We start from the raw sequence: 15,336 nt of genomic DNA on the forward strand, positions 1-15,336 counted from the left end.
GGCCACAAGACGACGCGCCGATCGGGACCTCACGCCGCACCGCATTCGGGCACATCGACGGTCACGGTCGGGTCATCGACGAGCGGCTGGATCGGCAGCTCGGCCTCACCGTGCGCCGACGTCGGCTCGTCGAGCGTCAGCTCGACGGTCACCGTCTCGCCGGGCGGGATCTGCACCATCGTCGAGACGTACGGCCGCCCGTGTAGCGGCAACTCGACACGCATCGGGCTCTGTCCGTCCACGCTGATCTGTTTCACCACAGCACCTTTCGTAAGGAGCATCTCTACGTTGGAGAGGTTGGTGCCCTTGGGCATGGCGCGGACGGTGCCGTTGGGGGCGAGCACGTAGTCGGGCAGTGTCAGGTCGTCGAGGGTGTTGGTGAGTTTCACCGTCACGCTGCTTTCGCGCGTGGTTCCGTCGCAGGCTCCGGCGGTGTAGCTGATGTCGCGGCGCAGGTAGTAGTCGAGCTTGTTGCCGCCCGCGTTACCGATGGCCACCTGGAGGTACGGCGACGACGTGTCGGAGATCTGGTGTCCCAGGGCGGTGGTCTGCAGGATGCGTTGTTCGTCGGCGTCGGTGCTGTAGATCATGATGCGGCGTTCGTGCACGCCGCGGCCGAGTGCTTCGAGGATGTCGCCGGTGTCGCCTTCGGCCGACGCGACCTGATCTACCACGGCTTTCGCGATGGCTTGCAGGTAGAGCTTGCGGGCTTCGCTGTCGCCGCGGAACCGTTCGTACGACGTCGACAGGGTGATCGGCACGACGTTGTCGGCGGTGATCTCCTCGCCGTTGGGCAGGGTGACCGGTCCGGTCACGTCGAGCACGTAGCTCAGCGCGATCGGATCGAGTGCCATGGCGCCGTCGAGTTCCTGCCCGGTTTGGCGCTGCCAGTTGGCGATCCAGATCTTCGCGGCATCGGGGAAGTGGGCGCTGAGGTTGTTGTTGCGGAAGTCGGTGTAGGGCCGGTACGACGAGTAGATCGCGTCGTAGTCGGGGCCGAGGTCAATCTGCGGGCGCACCGGGTCGCGGAAGGTCGAGTTGGCGCCGAGTGTCGGTACGGTGACGCGGCCGTTGCGGGCGTTCATGATGGCGAATCCGCCGACGAGCCCGCCGGTTCCGCGTGCCTCGGAGGGGGTTTGGAAGGCCAGGAAGTAGTTGCGGGGCCCGTCGCCGCCGAGCATCGACGGCACCAGCTGCGCGGCGACGTTGGTGCCGTTGAGGGTGGCGGCCGCTTCGTCGACCTGCTCTTGCAGCTGGGCGTGCGCGTCAGCGACCACACCGAGCCAGCTCGGTTCGATGGTCTCGACCTGGGCGGCGATCTCGCTCGATGTGGCTGCGACGGCAGCCAATTGGGGTTGCGCTTCGCGTAGCGGCGCGGTGTCGACGGTGTCGCCGTTTCGCAGCTCGGAGGGGTTGAGTACCGATGCGAGTTCCGCCGACGGCACCAGCACCTGGGTGGCCAGATTCTCGACCGCGTCGCTCATCTGCTGCACCGATTCCAGCGGCGCACCGAGCCACGGGATGGATGCCGCAGTGCTCCACACGAATCCGTGTGACCAGTCGGATGCGCTGCGCGCCTTGTCTGCGGCGGCGTCGGCGGCTTGCGCCGCACCGTCCTGGTCGCCGTCGAGCGCGAGTTGCCGTGCGTCCGAGGCGTCCGCGCGTGCGTCTTCCAGATCGCCACGCACCTTGAACGCGGAGAACGCCAGCCAGCACATTGCGGCGATCAGCAGCAGGAGCAGCACGGCGACGACCTGCACGATGCGGTTGCCGAAGGCGCGGCGGATCATCGGCGCAGCCAGTCGACGATGGTGGTCACGTTGGGTTCGATCTCACCGAAGACCCGCTCGAAGTCGTCCTTGGGGCGGCCCATGGGGTCGGCGATGTCGAGGTGCGCCGAGTTGGTGTCGATGCGGGAACGATTCGCGATGATGTCGTCGAGCGACCCGGTTGCGCCGTCGGCGAGTTCGGCGAACTCGGTGAGCGTGAACATCCGCTTCCACCGCACCGGCAGCAGCTGCTGCGCGGCGGCCCGATGGTCACGGGTGAAGCACAGCACCAGGTCGGCGTCCTGCAGGATCGGCGGCCGCAGGTAGCGGGAGTGGAAGTCGGCGGGGTCGTAGTCGTGTTCGCGCAGGACTTCGACGGCGTGGCGGTGCATCTCGTGCCCGTTCATCGCGCCGACGCCGGCACTGGCCGACGACACGTCGAGCCCGGCCTTCTCGACCTGGCCGCGCAGGATCGCCTCCCCCATCGGCGACCGGCAGATGTTGCCGGTGCAGATGAACAGGACCGATGCGGGCTTGTCGGCTGGTGCGCTCACAGCTCCTCCTCGAGTAGTTGCGCGATGCGTCTGAGTGTTTCGGGTTCGCCGAGGTCGGCGTGGGTCGCGTTGCCGGCCACCACGTCGACCGGTCCGGCCGCGCGTCCCCAGGCGTCGGGGTCCGGGTTGTCGGATGCGGCGACATAGAGGGTGCGGCCGATCGCGAGCGGTGCGAGCGCATGGTCACGCGCGGTCTGCACCATCGTCGCGGACCGTTCGTCGAAGCGTCGTACCGCCTCCGGGTCACGCTGCTCGGCTGCAGCCCGCAACGGATGTTCGGCGCGCAGTTCGTCGTCGGGCACGCCGCGCAGTTCGGCGGGGGTGCGCGGATCGAGCAGCACCAGCTGTGTGACGTTTTCGCCGGCGTCGACGAGCTGGCGCGCGATCTCGTGCGCGATGAGCCCGCCCAGCGACCAGCCGACGAGCCGGTACGGTCCGTGCTCCTGCACGTCGCGGATCGCCGCGACGTGACGAGCCACGAGCTCGGGCAACGTCTGCGGCATCTGGAGTGCCGGGTCGATCAGCTCGGGGAGCTGCAGACCGAATACTGGCGCCGACAGCGCGTCGGCCAGTGGCCGGAACTGTTCGACGATGCCGGCGGCGGTGTGCACGCACCAGACGGGTGATCCGTCGGTGGTCTCCGACAGCCGCACCACGCGGTCGTTGCCGCGTACCGGCGAGCGGTGCAGGAGTGCGATCTCGCCGGGTGTCGGGTGCGTGAACAGTTCCGCTGCCGACACCTCGATACCGTTGCGCATCAACGTGTCCCGCAGCGACAGTAGGGCGAGGGAGTTGCCGCCGGCGGCGAAGAAGTCGTCGTCCATGCCGACCTCGACGCCGAGCACCTCGGCGAAGGCGTCGACGATGGCCTGCTGGACCGCGTCGTCCGGGGTGCGTCGCGACGTCGACCATTCCGGTTCGGGCAGTCGTTTCGCGTCGAGCTTCCCCGCCCCGGACAGTGGTAGTTCGGGGATGGGGACGATGCGGCTGGGCACCATGTGTCGCGGCAGGGTGCGGCGGCAGTGCGCCCACAGCTGGTCGGCGGGCACGTCGGGCGCGACGACGTAGGACACCAGCGCGGGCCCGGCGGGGCTGTCGCGCAGAACGGTTGCGGCACGGGTGGCGCCGGCGGCCACCAGGACGGCGTCGATCTCCGCGGGTTCGACGCGCTGTCCGCGGATCTTGATCTGCCGGTCGGCGCGTCCGACGTAGACGAGTTCTTCGGTGGCGACGTCCCAGCGCATCAAGTCGCCCGTGCGGTAGAGCCGCTCACCGTCCGGCCCGGCGACGAACCGGGAAGCAGTCAGGGCCGCATCACCCAGATATCCGCGTGCCACACCGGTTCCGGCGATGTACAGCTCGCCGACGACGCCGGGAGGGGTGGGCCGCAGTTGCCGGTCGAGGAGCAGGGCCCCGATACCGGGACGTGGACGTCCGATGCGGATCCGGGCGCCAGGCGCGTACCGGCTGGTGGAGACGGTGACCGTGGTCTCGGTGGGGCCGTAGATGTTGATGACCTGCGCGGCGCCGGCCCAGGTGTCGGCGAGGTCGGTGGTGAGTGCCTCGCCGCCGATGTACACCGCGCGCAGCGCCGTGAGGTCGGCGGCGGTGAGGGTGCGCATCACCGACGGGGTGGCGGTGAAGACGCTGACTCGTTGTGCGCGAAGGAAGTCGGTGAGGTCGCGGCCGCCGGCGATCTCGGCGGGCACCACCACGAGGGTCGCGCCGGTAGTCAGCGGCAGCAGCATGTCGTGGAAGGTGGCGTCGAAGCCGGGGCTGATGGCTATGCCGACGCGGTCGGTTCCGATCACGTCGCCGAGTTCGGCCACCCGATGCACGCCGCGGTGCGGCACGCCCACCACGTTCGGGGTGCCTGTGGTTCCCGACGTGGTGATCACGTACGCGAGTTCATCCGGCGAGACGCGTGTGAGTGGTTCGGACACAACGTCTTCGGTCGGCTGATCCGGCACATCCTCCGGGCCGATGACCGCCGCCCCGGTGACCTCGACGACCCGCTCCAGCCGCGCGGCCGGGTAGGTGACGTCGACGGGCACGCAGGTCGCACCGATCCGCGTGACCGACCACAACGCGACGACCGATTCGACGGATCGCGGGATCGCCACCGCCACCACGTCCCCACGCCCGAGCCCCCTGGCCCGCAGCGCCCGCGCCGCGACCGACACCCACCCATCGAACTCTCGGTAGGTGAGCTCCCGGCGCGCGTCGGCGACAGCAACATTGTCCGGATACGTCGCGACTGCCGTCCCAAGAAGTTCCCCAAGCAGCCCACCCTGGTCCCTGAGGAGCGACCGAGCTTGCGAGGGCGCGTCACGAAGGGCCCCGCCCCCCACCGCTCCCCCAACCGCTGGTCGAGTAGCTTCCGAGCCGCTAGGCGAGGAAGCGTATCGAGACCCCGCAACCCCACCCTCCGAGGTCTCGATACGACCTCGGCTAGCGCCTCGGTCTACTCGACCAACGACGGCCGACCCCCCAACCCGCTCCAAGAACCCAAACTCGCGCACGTCCAACAACCCAACAGAAGAAACCCGCACCGACGAATCCCCCACCACCGCACCAATACCCGCAACAACCCGCCGCCCGATCAGAGCAATCGCGTCGTCATCAAACAACCCACGCGCATACTCCAGCCGCAACCGCCACCGGCCCTCGTGCTCAACCGCGACGACGTGCAGATCGAACTCGCTGCGCTCCTCGAGCAACCCGCCGGCCATGCCCTCCCAGGACGCGGCAGCACCGAACGCCATCGAGAACGCCACCTGCACCAGCGGATGCCGACCGGGCTCACGCGGCGGATCGACCAGCGCCACCACATCGTCGAACGCGATCAACCCGTGGTCGATGGCCGCCAGGTCAGCATCCCGCACCTGCCGAATCAGGTCATCCATACGAGAAGCAGCGTCGAGCCGCGTCCGCAGCACGACGGTCGAGGTGAGCATCCCGACCGTGCCCGCTGTCCCCGCATCGCGACGCATCGACACCGGCGTCGCGAGTGCGACGTCGTCCGTACCGGCCTGAACCCCGAGCGCCAGAGCCAGTCCCGCATGGAGCACATGGAACTCACTCGCATGCTCCCGCTCGGCAGCCGTCGCAACCGCAGCCGACACGTCCCCATCGAGGTCGAATTCAGCAGTCGCCGTCCGCAGATCACGCACCAAAGGCCGGTCAGCCACCAGCTCGAGCTGCCCGCTGTACCCGTCGAGCACATCCGCCCAGAATCGCAAGTTCTCCTCGCGCGACTGCTCATCCTCGGCAGCGAGCCTCGCCGCGACGTCGTCGAATCCGGTGTGTGGCGGGTTCAGCGCCATGCCGGCCATGAGGACGGTGAGTTCGTCGGCGAGGATGTCGGCCGATTCGCCATCGAGGACGATGTGGTGCGCGACGATGACCACCGCGACCGGCGCCGCATCGGACTCGATCACCCACGCACGCACCGGCGGTGCGGCCTCGAGGTCGAACGATTCGGTGAACTCCGCAGCGTTCTCGGCGAGTGCCTCCGCGGCGATGTGGCGGATCTCCGGTCGCCAGCCCTCGATGACCTGCTGGCGCGGGCCGTCGGCAGTGGACAGGAACTGCGTCCGCAGGGCGGCGTGCCGGTCCACGATCTCGTTCACCGCACCGATGACCCTGCCCGCGGTCGCGCCCTCGGGGACGGCCACCACTACCGGAACCCCGTAGATCGGTGTCTCCCCCAGCAGTTGCGCGTTCACCCACATCCGCCGTTGGGTCGGCGCAAGTTTTCTGGTCCCTGAGGAACGAGGCGCTAGCCGAGTGTCACGAAGGTCGTCGCCATCCCCGCCCTTCGTGGCTCGTCGCTGCGCTCCTCGCACCTCAGGGAACGGGGTGGGCTCGTCCACTCTTCGCGCCTCAGGGGTCGGGAGGCTCGCGTCGTCCCCACCGCTCCCTGAGGAGCGAGGCGCTAGCCGAGTGTCACGAAGGGCCCCCGCCAACTCCTCCGCCGACGGATTCTCGAACAACACCCGCGTCGGCACCCGCACCCCGAGTTCACGCCCGAGCGTCGACGTCACCCGCGTCGCCGACAACGACGTCCCACCGATGGTGAAGAAGTCGTCGCGCACACCGATGTCGGTCACCGGCACGTCGAGCACCTCGGCCATCACGCCCGCCACCTGCCGGACCAGCTCCGCATCCGTCGACGCCGCAACAGGCGTCACCACACCAGCGGACTCGGACCCGACCACAGCGCCGGTACGCACCCGAGGGAACGAAACCGCCACATCCCCCGCAGCCGCCACGAACAATGTCACGAAGTCCGCCAGGAACGCCTGCGCGACCTCGCCGGGCACATATCCGGAATGCACCACGGTGACAACCAATTCGCCGTCGTCCTCGGCCAGCACGACCTCGATGTCGAACTTGGCGTCGACGGTCGCGATCGCCTCATCCACCACGCTCGCCTGCCACGCGTTGGCGCCAAGTGCATCCCCGGACACGGTCGGCAGCACGTCCTCGTTGACGAGCAGCACGGAGATGAGCGGGTCGTAGCCGGCATGCGCATTCGGCCGCACCGCACGAGCCACCGCGTCGTATGGCACTTCGGCGTGGTCGGCGGCGTCGAGCGCGACGTCGCGCACCTGCTCGACGACCATGCCGATCGCGTCGCCCGCGGTCAGCTGGGTGCGCAGGGCGACGGTGTTGACGAACATGCCGACCACCGACTCCCACGCAGGATTGCTGCGCCCGTGGACCGGCACGCCGACGACCACATCCCAGCGTCCCGTCCACTGCCCGAGCAGATCAGCCAGCGCCGCGTGTGCCAGGTGGAACACCGTCGCCGACAAGCGGTCCGCCGTCTGCCGCAGCCCCTCGGCGACAGCACGATCCATCCGCGCCGACACCCGTCCGGCGTCCCCCTCGACGTCGGAACGCCCGGGCAACCGCACCGGCTCACCGGCACCGTCGAGCACACCGAGCCAGTGGTCGAGTTCGCGGGTGTAGCGGCTGGTCGGGTCGTCGGGCCCGCCGAGCCGCTGCATCTGCCACTGGGTGAAGTCGGCGTAGCTCAGAGCAGAATCCAACAGTTCACCCTGGTAGGCGCGCAGCAGATCCGCCAGCAAGATGCGCATCGACCATCCGTCGATGGCGATATGATGCAGCGCCGCAACGAAATAGCGGGCTCCATCCGCGTCGATCACGCGGGCGCGGAATCCCGGCTCGTGCTCCAGATCGAACGGGATCGACAGGAACGTCTCGATCGCGGGCCGAATCGCCCCGGCGTCGACAGTCTCGTGTCCCAGCACCGGGCCGGATCGCTCGATGATGCGCTGCACCGGTCCCGCGGGTCCGTCCGGGTAGGTCGTGCGCAGGACGGCATGGGTGTCCACGACGGCGTCGACGGCATGCTGCAGTCGGGCGAGGTCGATGTCGCCGTCGATCCGGATCACCACCGGCACGTGATAGGCGGTGGACCTCGGCGCGTAGTGGTGGTGAATCCACATGCGGCGCTGCGGGTGTGCGAGCGGCAGATGGTCCGGGATCGGCAGCGGCGCCGGCGCGGGTCCGGTGTCCGCGCCACGCAGCTCGTCGATCCGCTCGGCAACCGCCCGGACGGTGCGGGCCTCGAACAGCACCCGCACCGGCACGTCGACACCGCACGCCGCGGTGAGTCGCGCGGTGGCCCGCGTCGCCGACAGCGACGTCCCGCCGGCCGTGAAGAAGTCGGCGGTCGCGCCAAAGCTGTCGAGATTCGTCTCGAGCACATCGGCCCATGCCTCGACGACGAGGTGTTCGGTGGCGGTGGTCAGCGGCTCGTCAACGGCGACGTCACGGCCGGCGATGTCCGGCTCGGGGAGCTGAACTAGGTCGACCTTGCCGTTGCGCCCGATCGGCAACGCCGCGACCTCGACGAACGACACCGGAATGATGCTGCGCGGCAGCACATGCGACAGCGCCTCGCGCAGCTCATCGGCCACCACAGCGTGACCCGGCTCGGGTACCACCCACGACACGAGCACTTTCTCGCCGCTGGTGGTGGCGCGGGTGGCGGTGACGGCGGTGGCCACCTCGGGTAGCCGGGTCAGCGCGACGTCGATCTCGGACGGTTCGAGTCGGATGCCGCGGATCTTGACCTGGTCGTCGGTGCGGCCGTGGATGACGAGGGTACCGTCGGGCCGGCGATGCACGAGGTCGCCGGTGCGATACATCCGCTCGCCGCTGCCGGACGGGTCGGCGACGAATGCGCTTGCGGTCCGACCGGATTCGCCCAGGTAGCCCCGCGCCAGGCATGCGCCGGAGACGTACAGCTCGCCGACAGTGTGGACGGGTACCGGCCGCAGCTGGGCGTCGAGCACGTGCGCGGTGACGCCCGCGAGGGGTGTGCCGATGGTGACCGGGCCGGGTTCGGTGAATCGTGCGCTGGTCACGGCGACGGTCGCTTCGGTGGGACCGTACTCGTTGCTGACCGCTGCGACGGCCGTCCAGTCGCGGACGAGGCCACCGCTGAGTGCTTCGCCGCCGACGGCGATGTGGCGCACGTCGGGGAGTTCGCCCGGGTGCAGGGTGGCGAGCACCGACGGGGTGGTGAACAGCCTGGTGACGGCGTGGTCGGTGATGGTGTCGCGGAGTTCGTCGGCGGCAATGACGGTCGGCGGGCAGATGACGATGCTCGCGCCGACGAGGCGGGCGGGCAGCAGGCCCATGAGTTGGGCGTCGAATCCGACTGCGTAAGTGTGCAAGACGCGGTCCGCGGCAGTGATCTGCAGGCGCTGCGTAGTGTCGCGGGCCCAGCCGGCGAGGCCGCGATGGGTGACCACCACACCCTTCGGGGTTCCGGTGGTGCCGGAGGTGAACGTGATGTAGGCGGCATCGTCGACGCGCAGCGGCCGCACCCGCTCGACCGGGTCGAAAGGCTCCGAGACGTCGGTGTCGAGCTGGTCGACCCGGAGCACCGTGGTCGACGTGTCGATCGGCGGAAGCGTGTGCTCACCGAGCGCCAGAATCGCCGCCGGCTGCGCCCGCTCGATCAGCGAGCGACGCCTCTCCGCCGGGTCGGCCGGGTCGACGTTGACGAACGCCACACCTGCCCGCGCGACCGCGAGCGTCGCAACCACACCCCAGGTGGAGCGCGGGAGATGCTGCACCACAACATCTCCCGGTCCGACTCCAGCAGCTATCAGCTGGCGGGCGATCGCCGTGGACATCCGATCCAGGTCAGCGTTGGTGAGCACGTCGCCGTCCTCGACGACCGCCACTGCATCCGGCGCGTCGGCCAGCCCGGCACCCAACAGTTCCGCGAGAGTCTCCGCCGGCGGCGCAGGCCGTGCCACCTCGCTGGTCCCGGCAAGCAACGCCGCGGTCGGTCGGTCAGCTTCCGCCACCGCCCGCTCGAGCGTGTCGACAACGAGTCGGCACAGCGCGTCAAGACGTTCGGCGTCGGCGACGCGGTCGGTGCACGTCATCGAGATCTGCAGCCGCCCGTCAACCCGGTACATGGCCACATCAATCCCAAACAGCGGAACCTGGTCCCTGAGGAGCGCCGGAGCTTGCGAAGGCGCGTCACGAAGGGCCCTCGCCGGATCGCCTACCGCTGGTTGAGTAGCCCGAGGCGCCTCTCCCCCCGCTGGTTGAGTAGCCCGAGGCGCTAGCCGAGGGCGTATCGAAACCCCGGAACCAGAACCAGAACCCCCAACCATCGCAGCAACCTCATCCGGCACCACCCCCAACGACACCTCGAACAACGGCGTCCCCGCCCCCGCCCGTCCCGGATCAGCGATCTCCGCAATCTCCGTCAACGGCAGATCGGCATGCGCAAACGCCCCCAGATCCACCTCGGTGACCCGCGACAACAACTCCCCAAACGGCAGTTCCAGATCAACAACCGTGTGCAACGGAAGAGCACGCGCAAACAACCCGGGCACCCGAGCCAACCGTGCATCCAACCGCCCAGACACCGCCGTCCCGATCGTGACGACCGACGTATCCGACTGCCGCGCAAGCACCGCCGCCAACGCCGCATGAACAACGATGAACGCCGTCGACTTCCGCTCCACCGCCAACGCATCGAGCGCCCCGGTCACCGAGTCGTCGAGCTCCCCATGCGCCTGCACCACCGAGACATCCGCCGGCGTCACATCACCGGCGGTCGGCAGATTGACCTCCGGCAACCGCAGCGGGCTGACCGGCTCACCGAACGCCGACGACCAGTGCGCCACGAGTTCGTCCCGCCGCACCCGCACCACGTCGTCGCGCCACAGCCCGTACTGCCGATAGTCGACCCGGTCCCCAGCACTCCCGGGCTGGCCGTCGAGTTCCGCGGACAGCTCGTCCAGGAGGATCGGGAATGACTCGCCATCGGTGGCGATGTGGTGCCCGACGATGAGCAGCCACGTCTGCCCCTCGCGTTCGATTACCCGCACCTGCCACGGCAACGTCTCGCCGAGGTCGATCGGGCGGAGCAGCGATTCAAGTACATCCGACACGTCGAGCGCAGAATCCACGTCGGCATCGAGCTGCCCACGCACAAACATCGCGAGTTCCTCATCGCTCCAGCGGTTTTGGAAGGGCGACCCGTCGTGGACGGGGAAGCTGGTGCGCAGCGCGTCGTGCCGACCAACCACCGCGGCGACGGCGTCACGGACCTGCTCAACCGGCGCCTCGACGGGCACCGCCACGTGCATTAGGTAGCCGGTGAACTCGGGTTGGGTGCGCCACCGCAGCCACACGTCGAGTTGCTCGGGGGTGAGCGGCAGGTGCTCCGGCTCGACGCGACGCTCCCCCAGCTCCGGCATCGCGACCTCGGTTGCGCCGGTCAGCAGTTCGGCAAGGCCTGCGACGGTGGGGCGGTCGAAGACGTCGGGTACCGCGACCGGGTGCCCGTCCGCGGCGAGCGCGGCGGCCAGTCGCGCCGCCGACAGCGATGTTCCGCCGGTGGCGAAGAAGTTGCTCTCCGGGGTGAGGTCGACGGAGTCGTCGCCGATCACCGTCCGCATCGCTGCGGCGACGATCTCCTCGGTCGGCGTCAGCGGCCGCACCGGCGTCATCGATTCCCGTAGTCCGGCAAGCAGTTTGTCGCGATCCAGTTTGCCGGTCGGGGTACGTGGGAAGCCGTCGACGATGATCGCGCGCGCGGGGACCGCGTAGGCCGGCAGCCGGGCCGAACAGGCGGCGAGCATCATGGTTTCGGTCAGGGCGGAGACGTCTGCGCGGTCGGCGAAGCCGTCTTCGGTGATGAACGCGATGAGCCGTTCGTCGCCGGCGTTTTGTCCCGGGTCGACGAGGACGCGGGCGTTCCCGACGCCGGGGATCGCGCGCAGGACACTGGCGATCTCGCCGAGTTCGATGCGGTAGCCGCGGATCTGCACCTGGTCGTCGTCGCGGCCCAGGTAGGCCGGCCGGCCCGGCGCCACTTCCCGCACCCGATCCCCGGTGCGGTACATCCGACGTCCGCCACCGACCGGGTCGGCCACGAACCGGGTGGCCGTGAGTGCCGGCGCATTCAGGTAGCCCAGCGACACCTGGTCACCCGCGACATACAGGTCCCCGGCCGCCCCCGGCGGCACCGGCCGCATCCGCGAGTCGAGAATCGCCCACCCCACCCCGTCGAGCGGTGCACCGATGATGCTGCGCTCGTCGTCGAGGTCCACGTCGCACGCCGTGAGATGCACCGTCGTCTCGGTGATCCCATACATATTGATCAGCCGCAGCCCCGAGCTACCGCCGATTGAGTAGTCCGAGCCGCCCCTCTCGCTGGTTGAGTAGCCCGAGGCGCTAGCCGAGGGCGTATCGAAACCAGCGTCACCCCCCTGATCCCTGAGGAGCGACCGAGCCTGCGAGGGCGCGTCACGAAGGGTCTCCCCCTCGCCGACCAAATAGCCCGAGCCCCCTTCGCCGGTTGAGTAGCCCGAGGCGCTAGCCGAGGGCGTATCGAAACCAGCCGAACCCGGCTTCCCAGGCGCGTCGCGGTCGGCCTTCCCGCCCTTATCGTCGGTCGAGTAGTCCGAGCCGCTAGGCGAGGACGTATCGAGGCCACGCCCCTCCACAAACCCCCGCAACCCCTTCGGCTCCAACGCCTCCCCACCGAACACGACCGCCCGCACCGACGACAGCACACCAGCACCCACAACCGCCGGATCGGTCAACGCCGAGAACGCCGTCGGTGTCTGCGACAGAATCGTCACCCCGTACCGATCCAGCGTCGCCGCCAGCCGCCGCGGATCACGCGCCGTCGCCCGATCCACCGCAACCACACATCCACCCGACGCCAGCGCCCCGAAGATCTCCCACACAGAGAAGTCGAACGCATACGAGTGCACCCAGCTCCACACGTCGTCGGGCCCGGCCTCCACCTCATCCAGCGCCGCCCCCAGCATCGCCGCGACGTTCGACCGTGTGACCACCACACCCTTGGGCGCACCCGTCGACCCGGACGTGTGGATGATGTACGCCGCACCCGGAATCGGTTCGGCCACACCGTGGCCCGCACCCACCGACAGCTCTAGCCCGGGATTTACAACGACAGCCGGCTGCGTCGACTCGACGATCAAATCGATCCGCGCCTGCGGATACTCCGGATCGATCGGTACATACACCGCATCGGTCATCAACGACGCGACCATCGCGACCACGGCGTCGGTACCACCCGGCAGCATCAACGCCACCCGATCACCCGGCCGCACCCCGCTCTCCCGCAGACGATCCGCCAGATCCCGAGCACGCGTCACCAGCTGCTGATACGTCAGGCGATCCTCCCCAGCAACCAGGGCACCCGCATGAGGCCGATCCTCGGCGTGCGCCAGCAGCGCCTCGATCGGATCGACCAACACCGTGCGTCGGTCCGTCCGCACAGGAAGCTCCGGCACCGGAACACTCTCCGAAACCAACGCATCCCCACCACCAGCCACGAGGCCTGCAACCGTAACGATGAACCGGTCGAGAATATGTTCCGCCGCAACCACATCGACGTGCTTCTCGGCGACGGTGAGCGTGACCTCGAGTTCGGACTCGTTGTCGACAACGCTGAACTCAAGAGCGGTGCGCGCCTGATAGGTGGGCAGCACCTCGTAGTCGACGATGACACCGGTCGCGGAGAGGTCGGGTTGCCCGGCGTGATACGCGAAGATGACGTCGGCCAACCCAGACGGTGCGGTCGCGGCGTGGCGGCGGGCGTCGTCGATGTCCTTGGCCACTCGGGTCAGCGCTTCGCTGACCGCCAGATCGCGGACGCCGGTGATGCGGAGCGGCGCGGTCTGGACGAACATGCCGACGGTCTGGAGTTCGTCGCTGGTCTCGCGGCCGGCGAAGGGGATCGACAGCACGATGTCGTCGGTGTCGGTGTAGTTGCCGAGTGCGGCAGCCAGAGCCAGGCTAAGAAGTGTGTTGAGGGTGGTTCCGGCCGAGCGCGCCACTTCCGTTGCGCGCCCGCGAAGGTCGCTGCTGATGGTGTGTCGCAGGTAAACGGCGGGTCCGCCGGTGAGGCCGGTGGACTCGGTGGTCGCCGGCGCGGGCAGCGCTAGGTGTTCCGGCGCTCGGCGGAGCTTGCGGGTCCAGTAGATGCCGGAAGGCGCGGTGTTCTCGCGTGCCGCGAGGACCGAGCTGAAACCGGGGGCGTCGGAGGGCCATGTGGGTTCGTGTCCGGCTTGTCGCGCCTGCACTGCGACGGCGAAGTCGGCAAAGACGAGCGGCAGCGACCATTCGTCGATCGCGATGTGGTGGGCGACGAGCAAGAGTTCGATGGTGTCGCCAGAGGTGTCGAGCACAGCGCGCCACGGCGCGTCGACTGCCAGATCGAATGATGAGACAACTGCTCGTTCGATCCCCGCCACGGTCAGTGATCCCGCGGTGACCGGTGGTGTCGCAAAGACTTCTCCCACACCGCGGACGAGCGCCATTGGCGCGCCACCTTCGTCGGGATAAACCGTGCGCAAGGCTTCGTGGCGCGCGAACACATCCATGAGAGCTTCACGCGCGGTGTCGGCCGTGATCCCTACGGCCAGCGCGAGGTGGACGGACAGGTGGTAGACGAGATCAAGAGGGGAACGACCCGGCCGCTGAGGTCTCGGCAGCGACGCGGCGAGTCCCGAAGGGTCGGCGCGGGCAAGCAGCCAGATCTCCTCCTGTGCTGGCGTGGGTCTGTACTGCACATGACCGACCGGGTCTTCGCCTACCGCGATTGCTTCGCCGCTCATCGAGCTTGCTTCATCGGTCATCGAGCGTGTCGAGATGCGCGCCGGCGCAGCCTTCTCGACGACCGCCGCCAGTTCACGCAATGTGGTGACGTCGTTGAGCTCACGCGCGCCGACGTTAACCCGCAGCGTGGTCCCGATGTGCGCGGCCAAATGAAGGAATGCCATCGACGTGGCACCGAGCTGAACCATCTCATCGTTCATCGACGGCCGCTCGACTCCGACGACATGCGTGAATGCGTCGGCAACGGCCTGCTCGGTGGAAGTCGCTGGCGCGCTATATCTGGTTTGCAGTTGCGGCATCGACGCGAGCATGGCCGCAATCGCATCGCGGTCCGAGGAACCTTGATCGGTAACGGGAATCGTGTCGACCACATCGACGTAACGCGGCCAGATCACCTGCGGCACCACCATGTTGATCCGCCGACGTGCAAGGCCCTTCACATGGAGACTGTCTACCCCGTCCTCGATGAGGATCGCCACGCCGAGGCCCGACGACGTCGTGACCGCGACTGCCTCGATCACTCCGTCCACGTCGAGGGCTGCCCGTTCGATTTCGGCCAAGTCGACGCCAACGCCATCGACTGTCACCCGGTCTTCCGCCCGGTGGTCAACAACAAGGGCGCCTGTCTCGACATCGATGTGCCCGAGGTCGTCGCTGACTACGCCGTCGCGGCAGACATACCCCATCAGACCAGGCGGAAGGGCACCCCCCCGTTCGTCAAGGATCCGAAACGTGCCGGCCCCACCGCAAGTCGAGTTGCCCGACGCGTTGGGCGAGAGCACACCGAGACCTACCTCCAACGGCAGATCCCCTACAAGCCGCTCCGGCTCTTCTAACAATGCCTTCGCGAA

At 68.5% G+C, this 15,336-nt stretch carries 4 protein-coding genes; 1 reads left to right on the forward strand and 3 read right to left on the reverse strand.

Translation table 11 applies throughout. From position 1 onward, the window contains the following. Positions 1-29 precede the first annotated feature (29 nt). From VZC37_RS13420 to VZC37_RS13430, 3 genes are read right to left on the reverse strand one after another with little or no spacing between them, the layout of a single operon-like run. The gene (locus tag VZC37_RS13420; protein WP_330433050.1) at positions 30-1,790 is read right to left on the reverse strand and encodes a DUF4012 domain-containing protein; all 1,761 of its coding nucleotides are present in this window, start codon (positions 1,788-1,790) and stop codon (positions 30-32) included. Next, the gene (locus VZC37_RS13425; protein ID WP_330433051.1) at positions 1,787-2,323 is read right to left on the reverse strand and encodes an arsenate reductase/protein-tyrosine-phosphatase family protein; all 537 of its coding nucleotides are present in this window, start codon (positions 2,321-2,323) and stop codon (positions 1,787-1,789) included. The genes VZC37_RS13420 and VZC37_RS13425 overlap by 4 nt, the downstream gene beginning before the upstream one ends. Then, positions 2,320-14,925, reverse strand: a complete 12,606-nt coding sequence (locus tag VZC37_RS13430) for an amino acid adenylation domain-containing protein (RefSeq protein WP_330433052.1) — start codon at positions 14,923-14,925, stop codon at positions 2,320-2,322. Before VZC37_RS13430 ends, VZC37_RS13425 begins: the two co-directional genes overlap by 4 nt. Here VZC37_RS13430 and VZC37_RS13435 point away from each other — a divergent pair, their 5' ends adjacent. Then, positions 14,926-15,321, forward strand: coding sequence for a hypothetical protein (locus VZC37_RS13435; RefSeq protein ID WP_330433053.1), 396 nt, complete (start codon positions 14,926-14,928; stop codon positions 15,319-15,321). The last annotated feature ends 15 nt before the right edge of the window (positions 15,322-15,336 follow it).

Origin of the sequence: Gordonia sesuvii (assembly GCF_036350415.1) — a bacterium.
Taxonomy (GTDB): Bacteria; Actinomycetota; Actinomycetes; order Mycobacteriales; family Mycobacteriaceae; genus Gordonia; species Gordonia sesuvii.

What these genes read in the sequence shown, in the direction of transcription:
- VZC37_RS13420 (WP_330433050.1), bottom strand. Translation starts at nt 1,790, where the DNA reads ATGATCCGCCGCGCCTTCGGCAACCGCATCGTGCAGGTCGTCGCCGTG.
- VZC37_RS13435 (WP_330433053.1), top strand. Translation starts at nt 14,926, where the DNA reads ATGGAGACTGTCTACCCCGTCCTCGATGAGGATCGCCACGCCGAGGCC.